This window comes from Enterococcus sp. AZ104 (genome assembly GCF_050546705.1).
Classification (GTDB): Bacteria; Bacillota; Bacilli; order Lactobacillales; family Enterococcaceae; genus Enterococcus; species Enterococcus faecalis.
This window is the reverse complement of the sequence record NZ_CP172952.1, coordinates 783,886-804,208: the sequence shown is the minus strand read 5'-3', so window position 1 is coordinate 804,208 and position 20,323 is coordinate 783,886. Positions and strand designations below refer to the sequence as shown.

Below are 20,323 nucleotides of genomic sequence, written 5' to 3'. Positions count from 1 at the left end.
TTGTAAAGAAAAATAGAATTCTAAAATTTTTGGCACATTTTTGGCACAAATAAAACAAAACACCTATCAAATCAGCATTTGGAAGGTGTTTTTTACGTTCCCGACTGGAATTGAACCAGCGACCTACCGCTTAGGAGGCGGTTGCTCTATCCTACTGAGCTACGAGAACAATCTGTTTTAATTTTAGAAGTCTTCACTACATCTGTCAATAGACAAAAAGAAAGTATCCCGCATAAACAATTATGCGAGATACTTTCTTTCAGTGAAACACGTCATTCGTTTATCTATTATTTTTTTTGCCGCCGATCAAGAATCATTTTTCCTAAATAATAAAGTCCTGTCGCAATAGCTATATATTGCCCAATTTTATTATTGCGTGCAACTTTTTCTTGTTTCGTTTTCGCCATTGTCCCCATCACCTTTCTAAAATAATTCTTTTTACATTTTTATTATAGTAGGTTCTGTCATTTTTTGCGAATAAACACACTTTTAAAAATAATCTTCTAAAATTGGCATGCCTTTGACTAAACGTTGTCCTAAACGTTGAGCTGTCGTTGCGTCTCCTTGCAAGCGTTCATAAAAAGATAACGTCTCTGCTGAACGATAGCCCAAGAATAGTTGCGTCCACGTTTGGATATCTGCTTTCAAAGCAGCAGTCCCTTCTTTTTCCGCAGCACCTTTAGTCACTGTTGCTTTTCCTTGTTCGTCAATTGTGATTGTCCAAATGCCTTCATTCCATGGCCCATAGGAATCTTCAATCTCTAAAGAATACGTTTCTTTTTCTCCTGATTGAAATGGATACTTTTCCAGAAATGTTTGTAACTCAACGATTCGTGCCATCATGTAAGGTAAAATTTTTACAGAAGCTGCTGGCGTTGGCATTAAATCATTTAAATCTTTTCCAGCAAAACCATTAATCCAATGGAACGATTGAACGGAACCACTATGTGAGCCAATAAACCCAGCTAAAGCTTTAAAAGCTGTATTAGTTAAATAGTTCCATTCTACGATTTCAAAGGTGCCAGCAGCTATCCGATAAATCACATAGCCTTCCGCTTTCCCTTCTGACGAATAATAAATCGCTTGATTATTTGGTTTACTTGCACGATTCAGCGTATAATCCAGCCACCAAGTTTCACGGATCACACCACCAGAGTGCGCTCTTTGATTTTCAAGGTATACGTCTTTAATGACCTCTTTACCGTCAGCCCAAGAAACTCGTTTAATGGTACCCGGAACTCGTTTAACACGTGGCCAATCTTCCGTTTTAATTGTATACTCTGCTTGTTCAAATGTTTGTTCATAGCCATATTGACGATAAAATGGATATGAAAACGGTGCTAAGTAAGAAAGGGCAACCTTTTGTTTCGCTAAATCAGCCAACATTTCTTTCATAATAGCAGAGATGCCGCCTTCACCACGATATTCTGGATAAGAAGCCACATAGCCAATTCCAGCCATGGGATAGCGGACACCATGGAAATTCACTTGAAAAGGTGTCGCCATCACTTGACTTGTTAATTGCTCATCAATTAGGAAGCCATAGCTTTGCGTATGTGACAACAATTTTTCAAAACGTTCTTGGCGTTCCACCGTGGGTTCCTGATTAAAAGCATAGATGACAAGATCAAACATCTCTTTCATTTCTTCTTTGCCCATTTTTTTGACTCTTTTAGTTGTCATTTTCTTTCCTCCTCGCACATTGTATCAATTCATTTTATCACAGAAACGGTTCTCTTTCTAAAAGCCGTTATTTGCTGTCATTTCTTTGAACCAACGACCGCTTTTCTTAATGGTCCGTTTCGCATCATCATCTAAATCCACAGCAATGAAGCCGTAACGATTTTTATAGGCATTAAGCCAAGACCAGTTATCCATACACGTCCACATATGATATCCTTGAACATTACTACCTTCTTGAATCGCTTGATGCACCCATTTCAAGTGATCCTGCACGAATTCAATCCGATAATCATCTTCAATGACTCCTTGTTCATTGACAAAGCGTTCTTCTCCTTCTACGCCCATGCCATTTTCTGAAATGTAGCAGCGAATGTTGCCATAATTTTCTTTTAAATTCATTAATGTATCATAAATACCTTTTTCGTAGATTTCCCAGCCACGGTAAGGATTCATTTTTTTGCCAGGCATATCGTAGACATCATAAAAATCTTCTGGAAGTAAGCCTTCTGGTCGTGTTTCAACAGGTGTTTCTTTTGCTTTGGCACGACGTGGTTGATAGTAGTTTACTCCTAATAAGTCCACAGTATTTTCAGCAATTATTGCTAAATCTTCTGGCGTTGTTTCTGGCAATAAGTCATTTGCTTTCGCCCAAGCAACCATATCTTCTGGAAAATGACCTTTAACAGCCGGGTCTAAAAACGAACGGTTAAAGAAACCATCGACAAATTTAGCCGCATTTACATCGGCTTCGTTGTGCTCATCACGAGGATAAGTCGGCGTTAAGTTTAAAATAATGCCAATTTCACCTGATAAGTTCATAGAGTGATAGACGGCAATCGCTTTGGCACTAGCTAAAGCTTCATGATAGAGTACTTGAATCCCTTCTTTTAGATTCACTTTATCAGGATAATGCCAGCCATATAGATAACCACCTTCAACTGGTACAATTGGTTCATTGTGCGTAAACCATTTTTTCACGCGATCGCCAAACAATTCAAAACAGGTTTTGGCAAAGTCAACATACAAATCAACCACTTCACGGCTTTCCCAACCGCCTTTTTCTTGAAGTACCATCGGCATATCAAAATGATACAAGTTCATAAAGGGCTCAATCCCTTGTTCTAATAAATCATCAATCACTTGATTATAAAAATCAACTGCTGTTTGATTGACTTTCCCTGTTGTAGGATCTGGAATTAAACGGCTCCATTGAATGGATGTTCTAAAAGAGTTATGTCCCGTTTCTTTCATTAACTGAATATCTTCTTGGTATTTTTTATAAAATTGTGAGGTCTTATCTGGACCGACTTGTTGAAAAAATTTTTCTGGCGCTTCTTGATACCAAAAATCCCAAATATTTTGACCTTTACCATCACCTTCAAAAACGCCTTCTGTTTGAGGACCGCTGGCTGCAGAACCCCACCAAAAATTTTCTGGAAATTGATATTTCATGTTGTTTGCTCCTTTACGATTTAATCATTAAAAAAAGGATTGAACCCTCCGTAAGAGTCCGGACGATTCAATCCTTCGATTTTTTACTCAGCTGCTTCTGCGGCTGCTTCTTGTTTCAAGTATTGATCTGTTGCTACTTTTACGAAAGGCATGTAGATCAAAATAGAAATCAATAAGTTAACAGCTGCTAAAACTCCGCCGGCGATACTCTTCGTTGCTAAAAATCCGCCAATAATTGGTGGTGTTACCCAAGGTGGCATAAAGGTTGCAGCTGGTACTAAACCAGTTGCTGTCGCCACATACGCAACAGTTACAAGAACCATTGGGACTAAAATGAATGGGATAAACATAATTGGGTTTAAAACAATTGGTAAACCGAACATGACTGGTTCATTAATATTAAATAGTCCTGGTGCTAAACTTAAGTTTGTAATGACTTTGTATGGTTTGTTACGACGACCTACGATAAAGATAGCAATTAACAGACCTAATGTTGCTCCTGTTCCACCTAAGTTTACAAATGAATCAAAGAAAGGTTTGTTTACAATATAAGGAATTGCTTTACCTGCTTCTAAAGCTTTAATGTTCGCATCAATCGCTGGTACGTTGATTGTTTGCATTAATGGGTCAACCATGTTGGCACCATGTAAACCAAAGAACCATAAGAATGGTGTAATGAAAGCTAACAATAATGCTGATGGGTAGCTGTTTGCAAGTCCCATAAATGGTTGTTGAACTGCTTCATAGAATGAAATAACGATATTGTCAATTCCTAAAGCAAATAGAATTGATGTAATTAAACTAAATAAACTGATTGTAATCATTGCTGGTAATAATGCCGCAAATGATTTTGCTACTGCTGGTGGTACACCATCAGGCATTTTGATAACTAATTTAGGATTGCCAGATAAACGTTGGAATAGTTCTCCTGAAATAAGTGCAATAATCAAAGCAATAAATAATCCAGTTGCGCCCATACCTTCTAAGCCGCCAACTGCGAAGAATGAAGCTACAGAAACTGTACCGGCTGCAATGCCGTCTTTTCCATAAGATTTAACTAAATTGTGTGCTACTAAAAAGGCTACTAAAACGGCAAAGATTGCGAATGTACCGTTCCAAATGTTACCACCAAAGCTTTTCCAAATTGGTGCATCGTTATACATCATTGGGAAAATTTTGTTTAAAAAGTCCTCATATCCTGGAATTGGAATATTATTAATTAATACCGCCAAAGCCCCTAAAATCATTAATGGCATCGTTACGACAAACGCGTCACGAATTGCTACCAAGTGCCGTTGCGCTGCGATTACTGACGCTTTCGGCATAAAGTGTTTCTCCATCCATTGAACAAATCCGTCCATTGTTATTCCTCCTAATTAACGCTTTCTCAAGCGCTTTTTTCTTATAAGACGCATTGACAACGAGATTACTCGTTATCAATACGGCGATAAAGATCGATAATTTCTTTTGCTAAATCTGTAAATGCAATCGCAGTCATTAAATGATCTTGACTGTGCACTGTTAACAATGTTACTTGCATGTTATTGCCTTTTGCTTCTTCTGTTAACATTCCTGTTTGCGAATGATGTGCATGTACAAGTGATTCTTCTGCATCTGCAATTTTTTTGTCTGCTAATTCAAAATCCCCCGATTTTGCTGCGGCAATCGCTTCCATTGCATCGCTTTTAGCATTTCCGCCATACATGATTAAACCCATGATTGCTTCTAAGTTCTGTTGTCCGTCCATTACCTCTACCCCATTTTCTGCTCTAGTTTGATGATCCCATTAATGAAATTGCTTGATCTAAAACTTTTTCGCCATTCATCATGCCATAGTCCGCCATGTTAATGACATCTAAAGGAATCCCTTTTGGTTGTAATTTTTGTTCAAATTGCCCTTTCATGAAACGAACTTGTGGACCTAAAAGTAAAACATTCACCTCTTTATTTTCCAAGTTTGTATCTGCTTCAGAAGCCGATACTGCAAAGATGTCTGCTTCCATGCCACGATCTTCTGCTGCTTTTTGCATTTTTGTTACTAATAAACTTGTGCTCATTCCTGCGGAACAAACTAACATAATTGTTTTTTTTGCCATTTTCCTTCATCTCCTAAATTCTCTTTGTTTTGCTTTACACCTTTATATAAGCAAGAAGCGTGCCAAGTTTTAACACATTGAAAACCTTGATATGACAACGTTTTTCAACATGGAAAGCGTGTACACACTAAAAATAAAACGATTACACACAGCTTTTTTGTGTGCGTTTCCAAAATAATAGGGCCACAAAAAAAAGTGAGCGATAAGTCGAAACGACTCATCGCTCACTTTCTAAAGCTGAAGAGAATCAACTGGACAAAAGCCGCTTTTTCCCTTTAAGCAGTTTCCATCATTTTAAGCATTTTATAAAACTGTTTCTTTTTAAAATAACTTAAAAAGATACCTAATACTGCATCATTCAGTTTTTGTAACGCCCCATAAGAAACCATTGTTTCTGTATAACGCAGTTCACAGCTTTTTTCATCAATTGGCTGGAGCTCATACCGCACCGAGAAATCATTTTTAGTTGTGGATGTTCGAAATTGATAGGTCTTATTTTCTACAGCTTCTTCAATAACTATTTTCGCGCGACTATTTTTACTATATTCTTTGATGTATTCAAACTTACGCAACTGCTTTCTTGTAAGAGTTTTGCCTGTTTGCTTACGGATATCAAAAATAACAGAATTCATTAATTGCGTGTAAAATTCATCTGCTGAAATAGTTAATGTTTTCGTAATTTCCATTACCGTTTCACCTCATCCTTTGTCGCCTCTTCTTCAGCAACTTTTTTTCCTTTAAAAAACAGGTAACCACCAAGTCCAATGAAAAAAATCCCCGTTGTCAGACTTAATAAATCATAGTTTAAGGAGCTGGGATTCAACGAATACAAAACAATCAAGAAGCCAATACTACATAAAAATAATCCATTTCTAATCATTTTCATCCATCCTATCTTTTTAGACTACCGTTGCTTGGAAGTATAAAACGCCACCCCAAGGTTGTTCCTTAATCAGCTGTTTTGCAACTTGTGCAGCAGTTTCAGGGTCTCCTTCAACTTCAAAAAATAACTTAATACCATTCTTTTCTTTAAAAGTAAATGTTTCATTTTCCCCTTGATATGCCTCTAATAAAGTAATAATTTCCTCTTGCTTCATTGCACTTGCAATCGAAATCATGCTGCTCGCTCCTTTCTATACAAGTAATTGCTGTTTTTATTGCCTATTGCTCACTTTCGCCTAATGCAGGATCCATTTTGTTAGCAGCGATAACAAACGGTGTCCAAATCAAGAAAGTGACTACCATACATACCAACGCTACGATTGGTGCGCGCCAGTCGGCACCTGTCGCTAAGAAAGATAATAGCAACGGCGGTGTCACCCATGCGACTTGTTGAGAAACTGGGGCGACTAGCCCAAGATACGTTGCAACCCAGCCAATTGTAGTAGCAACTAATGGCGCAATTACAAATGGAATAAACATAATTGGATTAAGAACAACTGGTAAACCAAACATAATCGGTTCATTGATATTAAAGATCCCAGGTCCTAATGATAATTTACCGACTGTTAAATAATCTGCTCGTTTGGAGAATAACAAGATTGCAATAATTAGGACAATTGTACCGCCTGAACCACCAAACCAAGCAAAAGCATCAAACGAACCACGGACCCACATGTAGGCTTTACCGTCGTCAATAGCGGCTAAAACCGCAGCTGTTCCTGTTTTTCCTTCATAACCTTTTTGGAAAATATCAATATTGATTAATTGTGCTTGTCCCCAAATTCCTTCAAGAACTGGTGCCAAAACGTTTGGCCCATGAATACCAAAGAACCAGAAAATTTGAACAAAAACTGTTACGATTAACACAGCTCCTAGTCCTTGTGATAACCCAAGGAACGGTTCCGCGATATATTTTTGAATTAAGTCAATTAATAATTGACCGCCTGAAAGTTTTGACACCGTAAAGTTAATAATCGCTACGACATACAACGCGATTGTTGCTGGTAAAATTGCCGCAAACGCTTTTGAAACTGCTGGTGGAACAGAATCAGGCATTTTTATTGTTAAATCCGCTTGCATTAATTTACAAAAAATAATGGTTGATAAAGCGCCCATAATCATCACCGTAAAGAAAGCGTTACCATTTAGATGGTTGAGATTTAACCAACCCCATGGATTGACAGTCAATTGATTATTAGCAATTGACGCACCAATTTCTGCCCCATTAATTGCGTTGGCAATCTTTTCTGGCACTTTCACAGCTAATTCAGCTGTGTTATTTGGTGCAAAAGCAACACCTGAAATTAAGGTAGCTAAACTGACAATCCCACCAGCTAGCTCATTCACATTGTATGCTTTCGCTAAGTTATAGCCCCAAGAAAAAGCGAAAATCAAACCAGCGATAGCCAATGTACCATTCCAAACAAAACCATTAATCCCAATGATGACATTCAATACTGCAAAAATACCTTTGTCTGCTTCCAAACTTGCCGCATAAGTTGAGACAAACTCTTGGGGAAGATCTCGAATAATTGCGTTAATCATTACGGCGACTGATCCAGCCATTGTCGCAGGTAATGTACCAATAAAAGCATCCCTTAGTGCCACCAGATGTTTCTGTGCACCAATTTTTGCGGCAGTTGGTAAGATATATTTTTCCATCCATGCCATTAATCCGTTCATTTTTATTCCTCCTGTATCCATTTATATTTATTAAAAAGGCAGTAGCCTTATTAAACGAATGAATCGAGCGTACAAAATAAAACCTTTGGTAACATGCACTATCCTTGTTTGCTATTCACTTTTCCTAAACGTTTTAATTCCTTATCCCATTAATGAGATTGCTTGATCTAAAACTTTTTCGCCATTCATCATGCCATAATCTGCCATGTTAATTACATCTAAAGGAATCCCTTTTGGTTGTAATTTTTGTTCAAATTGCCCTTTCATGAAACGAACTTGTGGACCTAAAAGTAAAACATTCACCTCTTTATTTTCCAAGTTTGTATCTGCTTCAGAAGCCGATACTGCAAAGATGTCTGCTTCCATGCCACGATCTTCTGCTGCTTTTTGCATTTTTGTTACTAATAAACTCGTGCTCATTCCTGCGGAACAAACTAACATAATTGTTTTTTTTGCCATTTTTTCTTCATCTCCTTAAAAGTTATGACGTTATACACTTTATTTATAGCAATAATTGTGCCAAGTTTTTTCCTCATTAAAATACTGATATAACAGCTTTTGTCATCGAAAAAAGCGTGCACACACTAAAAGAAAACGCTTACACACATGAAATTGTGTGTAACTTACAAAAAGAAAACATCAAGAAAAAAGAGAGCGTTTTCTCATTTCTTGATGTTTTTTTATTTATTATTGTTTACTTTTAATTTCATTTTCTAAAAACATTTGGGTAACATGCGCAACTTCTGCTTCCGGGATCGTCACACGATACGCCCGTTCAATTAACATAAAATTCGTGCGTACGACATCGATTTCTAAACGATGTGTTTTAACATATTCCGCTAAGTTTGGAAAAGTTCTTGCTTCTTCTCCTTTAATTAAAGCATCTACCAGAAAAGCCAAATGAATCATGATTCCGGCATCCACCCCTGGTTCAACAATAATATGCATGTCTGTTTGTATTTGATGAACTGTTTTTTGTAACATGAGAATTAATTTTTGTAAGGAGTCCACAGAAGTAATGACGCCACTTAGTGAATGAACAATTGTATCAATCGCCACTTCATCACTAGCAATCCGTTTCAGTACATTTAATTTTTCATCATCAAAAATATCATAGACGGAAAAGAAGGGAATATTTTGATATTCAACATCCACAGTTCCCGCAATGGCCTTAATTTCATATTCTTCCATCAAGTTGTCGATATGCTTTTTAAACGTTTCTCGTTCAATAAATTGCATTTGAATCAGTTCCACTTTTGTTTCATCAATAACTGGTAAGATTCGTTGGTATAGTTTTGCGGCAACCCCTTCTCCTGTAAAGCACGTCACGATTACTGCTTTTTTAACGTTTTGACGTTTTTGCAGACTAGAGCGAAATTGTTCTCTCACAACGCTTTCAAAAGAAAGTTGAATATTTTGATAAATGTCCTCTAAACTTCGTCCCACGCTTGCCATTCGAATAGCTTCTAAGACAATCATTGTGCTCGTCATTGTAATCGCCTTCGTTCGGATACCTGTTTCTTCAAACAACATATTTCCAAACGAATTTAATGAACCCATATCCGTCAGTAACAAAATCCCATTATTTAACGATTCTTTTTGCGTAATTACTTGGTTTCGTAATTGTTCATACATTGTTTGAACTTCCATCGTTAACGGCATATTCATCGCTGTTCCGATTGATGTTCCTAAAAGTTCTTGGGCGGTTTTCAACATACTTGAGGCAGTAGAATCCCCATGCATTAAGACGAACACACCAACATTATTTTCTGGAGTTCTTTCTTCTTTACCGACATTAATAGATAAAAACATACTAATAAAGCCAATTTCATCGAAAGGAATCTCTATGTTGTTCTCTTCTTCAATAATAGAAGATAAATCTAAGGCTACTTGAAATTCTTTTTTCATATTTTTACGGACATTATTTAAATCAGGATGGACAATCACGTGACCTTCTTTGACACGTTCAATCGTACTTTGTAAATGAAGCGCAAAGGCAAAGCGCGCTGTTTCGTTGTACGTGTGTTCCAAACGCTCTTCTGCGATATCATAAAGACGATTCGTTAAGTCCCAAATAGCTTCTGGTAATAACTCCTTATGTAAAGAATGTTGGGTTAATTCTTCGACATAATTTTTAAAATACGCATTCATATCTTTAGAAATCAATTCTTCTAAATCAACATTTTCTAAGTCTGCTTCGGACAAATCAGCGACTTTTTCTTCGATTTCATTGTAAACTTGCATATCTCTAGCTGGATCTTGCGACCAAACAATTTTGTTGGTGCCTGGTTGGAAAGATAAATAATTACTTTTACTGTCGACAAATTGATCCAAGCGCTCAGGTACTTCTTTAATTTTTAATAATCCTTTTTGGACAGGTAACGACAAATCCCGTTTACGGATAACCAAGTGTTCTAAATTGTGCGTCCGATAATAAAGAAATGACTTAGCACAAACTAATTTTAAGTCCCGCTTCACCTGACCAATATTTCCTTCTGCATCGTATAACATGAACGCCAAAACTGCTTCGCGTTCGATATCAATTTGTTGGCCCAAACGTGTTGCCTCTTGCTGAATAAATAACGAAATGATGGCATAACGCTCATCTAGCGTCCGTGCATCTAAAGATGGCAATGTAATCGACATCGGAATCCGCCGATTAAAAGTGGTTAAAAAGTTTTCTGAGGATTCCGTTGTCGCACCAATAATTTGAACAGAGGCTTCATAGGTTTGGCCACTTTCTCCTAATGGACGGTACACGCCTTTATCAATAAACGTAAAGAGCATTTCTTGACCTTCTGGCGGTAAGCGATGAATTTCATCTAAAAAGAGAATCCCGCCATCTGCTTTTGCCATTAAGCCTGGACTATCTTCATTCGCACCAGTATAGGCGCCTTTTTTTACGCCAAAGATATGACCAAATAATAATTGTGGGTTTTGTGCATAATCAGCACAATTAAAAGAGACAAAAGGGGCATCTTCATCTAAGGTTTTTGAATCAATGGCAAAACGGTACATACATTCAGCAAAAAGAGATTTCCCTGTTCCTGTTTTCCCAAAAATAATCGTATGCAAACCTCTTGGTGGATATAAAATAGCCGCCTTGGCCTGCTGAATACTCACTTTTAAAGAATCATTGGCACCTACTAATGTGTCAAAACTAACAGAGGTAGACTCATCTACATGGACTTGTTCTCCTTCATTGATTGTTGGCACTGAATAGATAACAGGACGTCCAGTACTTCTAGTAATTTTCTTTTCTTTGAATAATTCATTTAAATAACGGCTGGCATTACTGCGATCAATCATTAACTGTTCTGCTACCGCTCCTGCCGTTAAGCCAGTTTCATTTTTTTGAAGTAACGCTAAGATTTCTTCCTTCCGAGATTTCATGGAATCCTCCTCGATACAACGTTCTGCTTGAAGCTCGTAAAGCGTTATTTCTTCGCTTTACGAGCTCCTTTGTTTTTCGTGTTTTTCTTTTTGTTTTTCTTCTTTTTGCGTGTTTCTTGTGGTTCTTTGACAACAGAATTTACTGTTTCTGGTTTTCTTTCTTTCGTACTCTTTTTTTCTGAATACGTATCTTTGGCTACGTTCTTTTTTTCTAGTTCATCTTTGGCTTTTGGCTGCTCATGAAGTGCACCATCATATAAAAAGATTTCCTGACAAGGAATGGCCAATTGTTTCATCAAACGTTGATAATCCCTTTTGGTGCCATCGTTGATAAACGTAATCACTGCCCCTTGTGCACCCATCCGGCCAACGCGACCAGAACGATGAATATAGCTCTCTTCGGTTAAAGGAACATCTACGTTTACGACGTAAGGGACCCCTGTGAAATCTAAGCCCCGTGCCGCAATATCCGTGGTTAATAACAACTTCACTCGTTCTGCTTTAAATTGATCGATCGCCAATTTACGCAACTGTTTACTTTGATCTGAAGCCAGACCAATAGCTGGCACATTCTCATAAACTAATTTTTCTTCTGCTGCACCTAAATCAGCAACTTGATTGAAAAAGACCATGCTTCTGAATGCTTCTGTATGGGCCAAACGACGTAAGTAATCAGCTTTTTTTCTTGGTGCTAACCGAATAAAGTAGTGGGCGACTTGACCTGCTGAAGTATCTTCTTCCGTCACATCAATCACCTGTAATTTTTGACTTAAAGATTGCGCTTGATTCACGACACGATCAGCAGTCGCTGAATAAAAAACAAGTTGGTATTCGGTTGGTGTGTGTGTCAAAATTTGCTTGGTTAAACTTAGCTCTTCCTCTTGGAAAAGTTGATCAACTTCATCCATTACAATTGTTTTTAACAACTGAGCTTTGACTTTTTTATTCTTCATTAACTCTAAAATCCGACCTGGTGTTCCGATTAACACTTCAGGACGTTTTTTTAACTTGTCAATCTGGCGTGAAACATTTGCCCCGCCGATTAACGTTTGAACCGTTAATTGAAGTGGCTTAGCCCAAGTCCGAGCAACTTCAGCAATTTGCATAGCTAATTCTTGAGACGGAGCAATAATCAACAATTGATTTCCCTGTCCTTTTTCAACAGTTAAGAGTAAAGGCAGCATGTAAGCAAGTGTTTTTCCAGTTCCTGTCGGCGAAATTCCTAAAACATTTTCTCCTTCGCGAAGGGGCGTAAAACTTTTTTCTTGAATTGTTGATGGTTCGTTAAAGCCAGAAGCTTGCCACTGTTCTTGCCAAGCCTCTGGAAGTTGTTCTAAAAATCTCATATTGTTCCTTTCCTATCGCTTAATTCTTATTTATCAGCATCAAAAATAATGCCGGCACTATGACGTAAATCAGTGACTACTTTATTGACATTTCGAGCAAGCTCAACCCATTCTTCATACTTGGTGCCCCAATACTTATCTGTTGGGTTATTTAAAACTGCTGCAAAATCACGGGCTTCTTCAATCATTGGATTATCAGCTACTTGAATATCTAAGACATCACGTTCTTCATGTGCGCGATCATGGTACTCAGCCGAAGAAATAGCATTGACACTATCTAAAATCAAGGTCCCGTTTTCAAAGTAAATTTCGGATGGCGCAAAAGAATCACTAATTTTCCCAGTGTTTAACGTCACGTCAAACTGATCATATCGTAAAATAATTGTTCCTAAGCCATCGACACCTGTCGCAATTTTACTAGCAAAATAATGGCTTTCGTTTGGTACGCCAAACCAGCCCAAGGCTGCATAAACTAAATAAACGCCTAAATCTGCTAAGGCTCCCCCAGAAAAATGAGGAGAAAAAATATTTGGCTCTTTGCCTTCTAATACTTGATCATAGCGAGAAGAATATTTCATATACGTAAAATTCGCACCTAAAATTTGGTTTTTTAATGGCAATAATTCAGCAATTTTTTGGAAACTTTGCTCATGAATATTACGGGCCGCTTCAAAGAAATACACACGATTTTTATTCGCTAATTCAATAATTTCTGCCATCTCATCAGGCGTTGAAAAAGCTGGTTTTTCAACAATTACATTTTTTTTCGCTAAAATTGCTTGTTTCGCTTGTTCAAAATGTAATGAATTTGGTGAGGCAATATAAACCGTATCCATATGTGCAATACCAAAAAACGTCTCTAAATCAATTGCATATTCCACATCCCCATAGCGAGAACCAAATTCTTGTGCCGTTGCTAGTTTCCGAGAATAAACAGCCGTTAAATCATACGCACCCGTTTCTAAAGCTGCTGCAACAAATTGATGACTAATCCAATTGGTACCAATTACGCCTAAATGTATCATAATCAAAAACCTCCATTTTTTGTTTATTTACTCTCTTTATAATAGTAATCTCTCGTACAAAAGTCACGTAATTACCCTGACTTAAAGCGCTAGGAGTTCTTCAAGTTATTTATTAGGATCATCAAATGCCTGTAATAAATCAAAGGTTACCTGTGACTTAAGTTCAATCGTTGCTGGTGTTACGTGGCAATTGTAAGCAAGGACTTGCACACCTTGATCAATTGCAGCACCCAGATTTTCAGCAAAGGCAGGTTGCATCTCTTGGTGAATCGTTGCTTGCTTAATTTCTTCAAATTGGACCACAAACAAAACGTAACAGCGGTAACCCGCTTTAGTTGCAGCCATTAGTTCAGTGACATGCTTCAAGCCACGAAGTGTTGGCGCGTCAGGAAAAGCACCGATGCCTTTATTTTCTAAAGTCATGCCTTTCACTTCGACAAAAGCTTGTTCGTCCGCATCCGTTTCCACTAGAAAATCAAATTTTGAATGTGCAAATCGTTGCTCACGTTTAACAGTTTGGATCATACCAACTAAACCAGGAAGCACAATTTGACCATTTTTTAACGCTTCATTGACTAATGTATTCGGTACTTGGCTATCAATATTAATCCAAAAAGAACCTTTTTTTACTGCAATCAAATCGTAATCTGTTTTTCTTTTAGGCGATGGTTGATAACTAAGCGCCACAACAGCACCTGGTAAAAAAACTTCTTTCCCTCTGCCAGTATTTTTGACATGTGTGATTACTTCTTCATTCGTTTCCATTAAACGACAGTGTGCAATAAACCGATTGGGTCGTTCGATAAAATAAGCAAGTTGGACATTCGGGTACTTCATACACAGACTTCCTTTCTTACACACTATACCATAAAAAAACAAGGAAAAGTATAGACCAAAACCAACAATTTTACTATCTTGTGTCAATCATTAAATATTTGTCAATTCTCAGCGATTTAGTCGAATATTTTAGACAAGTTCTATATAATAAAGGTAACGAAGACGAATAAATGAAAATGAAGGTTAGGAGGAATTTCTTTGAAAAAACATTGGACTTTCTTGGTTGGTGCATCTTTACTTACTGGATTAGCAGGCTCTATCCTCTGGAAAAAAAATAAACAGCTCCCTTCCCCACAGGAGCTTCAACACAACTATACTGGGCATTGGTGGTTTGTGGACGTGAAGAAAGCCACGCAACACACCTTAGAAATCACCTCATCTTTCAATGTTTTCATTGATGGCAAACAAACGCATGCCTTGCTTGTTGAATTAACCCCTAAACGCTTAGTTATCTTAGACAAGTTAGGTTACCATTTAATCATTCAATGTGAAAATGGTGTCCCTGCGACGCTTTACGATGAAGCCGACGATGAAACCTACACACTAGAACGGGCCATTTACAATTAATAAATCACCCATGACACATAAAATGAAGTATGTGTGGTGGGTGATTTATTTTTTTACATCCCTTGCAAAAGCATTCAGAAAGTTTTCTTACAACTTGAATATTATTAAATAGTCAAATGCGCCTTTTTCTGATAAACTTAGGATGATGTTTTTTTGAAAGGATGAGCCCCTATGACACCAAATCGCGAAGACTATTTAAAATTAATTTTTGAATTAGGTGGCGACGAAGTTAAAGTGAATAATAAACAAATTGTTTCTGGACTCGATGTTTCGGCAGCTTCGGTTAGTGAGATGATTTCAAAGTTAGTAAAAGAAGATTTGGTTGAGCATTCTCCTTATCAAGGGGTACAATTAACTGAAAAAGGCTTAAAAAAAGCGAGTACGTTAATTCGCAAACACCGAATCTGGGAAGTCTTTTTAGTAGAGCACTTAAATTACACTTGGAATGATGTGCACGAAGAAGCAGAAGTTTTAGAACATGTTACTTCACAGACGCTTGTGAACCGTTTAGCGGATTATTTAAATCATCCAGAATTTTGTCCACACGGTGGTGTTATTCCCGAAGATAATCAACCCATTCATGAGGAGAAACGCCAAACGTTAACAGACTACCCTGTTGGCACAAAAGTTCGGATTGCACGTGTCTTAGACGAAAAAGAATTACTGGATTATTTAGTTTCCATTGATTTAAATATTCAAGAAGAATATACGATTAAAGAAATTGCTGCATATGAAGGACCGATCACCATTTATAATGAAAACAAAGAATTATCCGTCAGCTTTAAAGCAGCAAACACAATTTTTGTTGAGCCGTTGATTAGAGAAAGTGAGGAAAACTAATGAATGAAAAAGTAGCATTATTTACTATTTTCGGGGGGACAGGTGATCTTGCCAAACGCAAATTGTATCCTTCCCTGTTCCGCTTATATAAAAAAGGATTATTAGCTGAGCGTTTTGCGGTGATTGGTACCGCACGTCGGGAATGGACAGACGAATACTATCGTGAAATCGTTCGTGAAACCATTCAAGACTTAAATCCTACGGCCGAAGAGGCAACTGAATTTTCTAGTCATTTCTATTACCAATCACATAATGTGAATGATACGGAACATTATAATACCTTAAAAGAATTATCTGATCGCCTAAATGAACAATACCACTTAGAAGGCAATCATGTTTACTATTTAGCTATGGCCCCTCAATTCTTTGGAACCATTGTTAATCACTTGAAATCACAACATATTATTTCGGAAGAAGGCTTTGATCGTCTAATTATCGAAAAGCCATTTGGTTCTGATTATGAATCTGCCTACGAATTAAATGAAGAAATTCGTGCTGCATTTCCTGAACAAGATATTTTCCGAATTGACCATTACTTAGGCAAAGAAATGATCCAAAATATTTCAGCCATTCGTTTTGCCAATAATATTTTTGAATCACAATGGAACAATCGTTACATTGATAATGTCCAAATCACCTTCGCTGAAAGCTTAGGTGTCGAGGATCGTGGCGGCTATTATGACCACAGTGGCGCACTAAAAGATATGGTTCAAAATCATATTTTACAAGTCGTTGCTTTGCTTTCTATGGAGCCTCCTGTTGCCTTTTCTGAAAAAGAAATTCGGACTGAAAAAGTAAAAGCTTTACGTGCCATCCGCCTTTATTCTGAAGAAGAAGCCCTTCAAAATTTCGTGCGTGGACAATACGGCGAAGGTCAGCTAGCTGATCAAACATTTGCAGCCTATCGTGATGAACCGAATGTGGCAGAAACTTCATCTACTGAAACTTTTGTTGCTGGTAAATTTTTAATTGATAATTTCCGTTGGTCTGGCGTCCCTTTCTATGTTCGCACAGGTAAACGATTAACTGAAAAAGGCACACGCATTAACATCGTCTTTAAACAAGTACCTATTAATGTCTTCAAAGATGATACGTGTGAAGAATGCGATAAAACCGATTTACCACCGAATGTTTTAACTATCTATATCCAACCAACTGAAGGATTTTCATTAACCTTAAATGGAAAAGAAATCGGTCAAGGGTTCAATACAACTCCAGTGAAACTTGATTTCCGTCAAAGTGCTGAAATGACTGAAAATAGTCCAGAAGCATATGAAAAACTTCTATTAGACTGCCTAAATGGCGATAGTACAAACTTCTCTCATTGGGACGAAGTTGCCCAATCTTGGCGCATTGTTGACATTATTCGACATGCTTGGGATAAAACAGACGTTTCTTTCCCTAATTATGCCGCTGGCACAATGGGCCCACAAGCTGCCTTCGACTTATTAGAAAAAGATGGCTTTACTTGGGAATGGCAACCAGATAACTGGTACCGTGACCGCGGTCAACTTGATCAATAAATAAGCCAAAAAAGATCCGCTAGTTAACGACTAACGGATCTTTTTTCTTGTTTATTCGAATCCTTCAGCAACCGCTTCTGGATAATTTTCTTCAACAATGTGTGCACAACGGCCACAAAGTGTTGGTAATTTTTCATCTGAGCCGACATCTTGACGAACGGAACGACAACGGTCACACGTTTCGCCTTCTGCTTTTTCAACTAAAATAGCCATGTCTTCAAATTGAACAGCTTCACTAGGTGCTACTTCTTTTGATACTTCAAAGTCGGAAACAATTAGTAATTGAGCAATATCTGCATCAACAGCTGTCATTAATTGACGAATTTGTTCATTTGGATAAACGGTCACTTTGGCTTCTAACGATTTACCGATTAATTTAGAATGACGAGCTTCTTCCAACGCTTTTAAGATATTGTCACGGAAATCCATAAAGGCTGCCCATGTATCCATCAATTCTTCTTCATTAGTAAACGTTTCGTAACCTGGGAATTCAGCTAATTGCACATACTCTTCTTCTTCTTGTAAGAAACTCCAAATTTCTTCCGCTGTATGTGGAATAATTGGTGTCAATAATTTTGTTAATGAAACCAATGTTTGATAGAAAACAGTCTGCATACAACGACGTTGATAATCGTTTTCAGCTTCAATATAAACGACATCTTTCGCAAAGTCTAAATAGAAAGAAGATAAATCTACAGTTAAGAAGTTCATAACTGTCCGATAAATATGCATGAAATTATATTTTTCATAACCATTTTCACGGATTTCTTGAATGACTTGATTTAAACGAACCGTCATGTATTTATCTACAGAACGTAAATCAGCATAAGCTACAGTATGCTCAGCTGGATTAAAATCACTCGTATTCGCTAACAAGAAACGCATAGTATTACGGATTTTCCGGTACACTTCAGATACTTGGTTTAAGATATCCATTGAGACACGCACATCGGCTTCCGCGTCAACACTACTTACCCACAAGCGTAAGATATCTGCCCCCATTTGATTGATAACTTTTTCAGGTAAGATAGTATTGCCTAACGATTTACTCATCTTACGGCCTTCGCCATCGAGAACCATCCCTTGAGAAATAATTGATTTATAAGGCGCTACTCCATTGATAGCAACACTTGTTGTAATACTTGAGTTAAACCAACCACGATATTGGTCAGAACCTTCTAAATACATATCTGCTGGGAAAGTTAACTCTTCTCTTTCTCGTAAAACTCCTTCATGTGAAGAACCTGAGTCAAACCAAACGTCCATGATATCTGTTTCTTTGGTAAACTCGCCATTTGGTGAACCTGGATGTGTAAAGCCTGCTGGTAGTAACTCTTTTGCTTCACGCATAAACCAGATATTTGATCCATGTTCTGCAAATAAATTCGCTACATGTTCAATTGTTTCTGGCGTAATGATGGCTTCCCCGTTTTCAGCATAGAAGATCGGTAATGGTACACCCCACGCTCTTTGGCGAGAGATTACCCAATCACCACGGTCACGAATCATATTATATAAACGTGTTTTTCCCCAAGGAATTAGCCAGTCAACTTTCTCAACTTCATCTAAAATATCTTGACGGAATTTAGAGATTGAAGCAAACCATTGTGGCGTTGCACGGTAGATAACTGGTTTTTTGGTACGCCAATCATGTGGATAACTATGCGTAAAGAAATCTAATTTTAATAACGCGCCTTTTTCTTCTAATAACTCAGTAATCATTGGATTCGCTTTGTCATAGAAAATTCCTTCAAAACCAGGTGCTTCATCTGTAAAGACCCCACGACTGTCAACAGGAGAAATAACAGGCAAATCATATTTACGGCTAACGATATAGTCATCTTCACCATGCCCTGGTGCGGTATGAACTAAGCCAGTCCCAGCATCTAGCGTCACGTGGTCGCCTAGCATAACAAGTGATGTTCGATCATAGAATGGATGTTGAGCTGTCATACGATCTAATTTTTCACCAGAAAATTCTCGCAAGACTTCTACTTCTTCCCAACCAACCGCTTCTTTAACTGTTGCTAATAAATCTTTAGCAATTACAAATTTACGACCGTCTGCCTTCACTTCAACATACGTAAAATCAGGATTAACTGAAATACCTAAGTTGGCTGGTAATGTCCAAGGGGTTGTCGTCCAGATGACGAAGGCTGTCTCGTTATCTAAAAGACCTTTACCATCGGCCACATTAAAAGCTACGTAAATAGAAGGTGATTTTACATCTTTGTATTCAATTTCTGCTTCTGCTAAAGAAGATTCACTTGAAGGAGACCAATAAATTGGTTTTAAGCCTTTATAAATATAGCCTTTTTCTGCCATCTTACCAAAAACACGAATTTCTGCTGCTTCATACTCTGGATCTAACGTAATATATGGATGTTCCCAATCGCCTGACACACCTAAACGTTTAAAATCGTTACGTTGTTTATCGACTTGTGATAAGGCATACTCTTTACATTTTTCGCGATACTCAGCGACAGTCATTTCTTTACGTTTAACCCCTTTATTGGTTAACACTTGCTCAATTGGTAAACCATGAGTATCCCAACCAGGCACATAAGGAGAACGGAAACCAGACATTGATTTTGAACGAATAATAATATCTTTACTGATTTTATTCAAAGAATGTCCTAAATGAATATTTCCGTTTGCATACGGAGGGCCATCATGTAAAACAAAGGTTGGTTTTCCTTCGTTTAATTTTTGACGTTGTTCATATAAGCCTTTTTCTTCCCAGTCTTTTTGCCATTCTGCTTCACGGTTTGGCAAGTTCCCACGCATTGGAAAAGCTGTTTTTCCTAATTGCAATGTTTCTTTCATTTTCATATGCATTTGCCTCGCTTTCATTTTATCGATTTAATTGTGTTAGTTCATACTAAAGATGAACGATAGCTGATAAAAGTAGATAAAAAAAGAGTACTCCATCCCAA

18 protein-coding genes and 1 tRNA gene are annotated in these 20,323 nt (G+C 37.6%); 3 read left to right on the top strand and 16 right to left on the bottom strand.

The window, feature by feature from the left end:
• Window positions 1-95 precede the first annotated feature (95 nt).
• The 15 genes from IGJ37_RS03925 to sfsA all read right to left on the bottom strand — a co-directional run bounded on the left by IGJ37_RS03925 (window position 96) and on the right by sfsA (window position 14,457).
• Window positions 96-169: transfer RNA gene (locus IGJ37_RS03925), tRNA-Arg, on the bottom strand.
• Window positions 170-489: 320 nt separating this feature from the next.
• The gene (locus IGJ37_RS03920; RefSeq protein ID WP_065422571.1) at window positions 490-1,683 is read right to left on the bottom strand and encodes a GNAT family N-acetyltransferase; all 1,194 of its coding nucleotides are present in this window, start codon (window positions 1,681-1,683) and stop codon (window positions 490-492) included.
• 57 nt (window positions 1,684-1,740) lie between these two features.
• Entirely contained in the window at window positions 1,741-3,135 is a 1,395-nt protein-coding gene (locus IGJ37_RS03915) for a glycoside hydrolase family 1 protein (protein ID WP_002364647.1), read from the bottom strand.
• 83 nt (window positions 3,136-3,218) lie between these two features.
• Window positions 3,219-4,496, bottom strand: coding sequence for a PTS sugar transporter subunit IIC (locus IGJ37_RS03910; protein ID WP_002355920.1), 1,278 nt, complete (start codon window positions 4,494-4,496; stop codon window positions 3,219-3,221).
• Window positions 4,497-4,561: 65 nt separating this feature from the next.
• Window positions 4,562-4,882 carry a PTS lactose/cellobiose transporter subunit IIA gene (locus IGJ37_RS03905; RefSeq protein ID WP_002355919.1) on the bottom strand — a complete coding sequence of 107 codons (321 nt, stop codon included), beginning with the start codon at window positions 4,880-4,882 and terminating at the stop codon, window positions 4,562-4,564.
• Between the two features lie 22 nt (window positions 4,883-4,904).
• Window positions 4,905-5,231, bottom strand: a complete 327-nt coding sequence (locus IGJ37_RS03900; protein ID WP_002355918.1) for a PTS sugar transporter subunit IIB — start codon at window positions 5,229-5,231, stop codon at window positions 4,905-4,907.
• Between the two features lie 275 nt (window positions 5,232-5,506).
• A complete protein-coding gene (locus tag IGJ37_RS03895; RefSeq protein ID WP_002355917.1) occupies window positions 5,507-5,917 on the bottom strand; it encodes a DUF3284 domain-containing protein in 411 nt (136 codons plus the stop codon).
• A complete protein-coding gene (locus IGJ37_RS03890) occupies window positions 5,917-6,117 on the bottom strand; it encodes a DUF3188 domain-containing protein (protein WP_002355916.1) in 201 nt (66 codons plus the stop codon). The genes IGJ37_RS03895 and IGJ37_RS03890 overlap by 1 nt, the downstream gene beginning before the upstream one ends.
• Window positions 6,118-6,130: 13 nt before the next feature.
• Window positions 6,131-6,349, bottom strand: a complete 219-nt coding sequence (locus IGJ37_RS03885) for a hypothetical protein (protein ID WP_002355915.1) — start codon at window positions 6,347-6,349, stop codon at window positions 6,131-6,133.
• Window positions 6,350-6,392: 43 nt separating this feature from the next.
• Window positions 6,393-7,856 carry a PTS sugar transporter subunit IIC gene (locus IGJ37_RS03880; protein ID WP_002364646.1) on the bottom strand — a complete coding sequence of 488 codons (1,464 nt, stop codon included), beginning with the start codon at window positions 7,854-7,856 and terminating at the stop codon, window positions 6,393-6,395.
• A 141-nt stretch (window positions 7,857-7,997) separates the two neighbouring features.
• A complete protein-coding gene (locus IGJ37_RS03875) occupies window positions 7,998-8,315 on the bottom strand; it encodes a PTS sugar transporter subunit IIB (RefSeq protein WP_002355913.1) in 318 nt (105 codons plus the stop codon).
• 228 nt (window positions 8,316-8,543) lie between these two features.
• Window positions 8,544-11,249, bottom strand: coding sequence for a sigma 54-interacting transcriptional regulator (locus tag IGJ37_RS03870; RefSeq protein ID WP_002355912.1), 2,706 nt, complete (start codon window positions 11,247-11,249; stop codon window positions 8,544-8,546).
• Window positions 11,250-11,293: 44 nt separating this feature from the next.
• A complete protein-coding gene (locus IGJ37_RS03865) occupies window positions 11,294-12,595 on the bottom strand; it encodes a DEAD/DEAH box helicase (protein WP_128705387.1) in 1,302 nt (433 codons plus the stop codon).
• A 26-nt stretch (window positions 12,596-12,621) separates the two neighbouring features.
• A complete protein-coding gene (locus tag IGJ37_RS03860; RefSeq protein WP_002355910.1) occupies window positions 12,622-13,620 on the bottom strand; it encodes a Gfo/Idh/MocA family protein in 999 nt (332 codons plus the stop codon).
• 105 nt (window positions 13,621-13,725) lie between these two features.
• Window positions 13,726-14,457 (bottom strand): DNA/RNA nuclease SfsA, encoded by a 732-nt coding sequence (gene sfsA, locus IGJ37_RS03855; RefSeq protein ID WP_325815058.1) that lies wholly within the window; start codon window positions 14,455-14,457, stop codon window positions 13,726-13,728.
• Window positions 14,458-14,655: 198 nt separating this feature from the next.
• Between sfsA and IGJ37_RS03850 the strand changes: the two genes are divergently transcribed.
• From IGJ37_RS03850 to zwf, 3 genes are all read left to right on the top strand, one after another.
• Window positions 14,656-15,024, top strand: a complete 369-nt coding sequence (locus IGJ37_RS03850) for a DUF4828 domain-containing protein (RefSeq protein ID WP_002355908.1) — start codon at window positions 14,656-14,658, stop codon at window positions 15,022-15,024.
• Between the two features lie 171 nt (window positions 15,025-15,195).
• Complete coding sequence (locus IGJ37_RS03845; protein ID WP_002355907.1) at window positions 15,196-15,864, top strand: metal-dependent transcriptional regulator; 669 nt, start codon at window positions 15,196-15,198, stop codon at window positions 15,862-15,864.
• Complete coding sequence (gene zwf, locus IGJ37_RS03840; RefSeq protein WP_002355906.1) at window positions 15,864-17,387, top strand: glucose-6-phosphate dehydrogenase; 1,524 nt, start codon at window positions 15,864-15,866, stop codon at window positions 17,385-17,387. The genes IGJ37_RS03845 and zwf overlap by 1 nt, the downstream gene beginning before the upstream one ends.
• Before the next feature lie 51 nt (window positions 17,388-17,438).
• Here the strand turns inward: zwf and ileS are convergent, their stop codons facing one another.
• Window positions 17,439-20,219, bottom strand: coding sequence for an isoleucine--tRNA ligase (gene ileS, locus IGJ37_RS03835; protein WP_202492025.1), 2,781 nt, complete (start codon window positions 20,217-20,219; stop codon window positions 17,439-17,441).
• Window positions 20,220-20,323 lie beyond the last annotated feature (104 nt).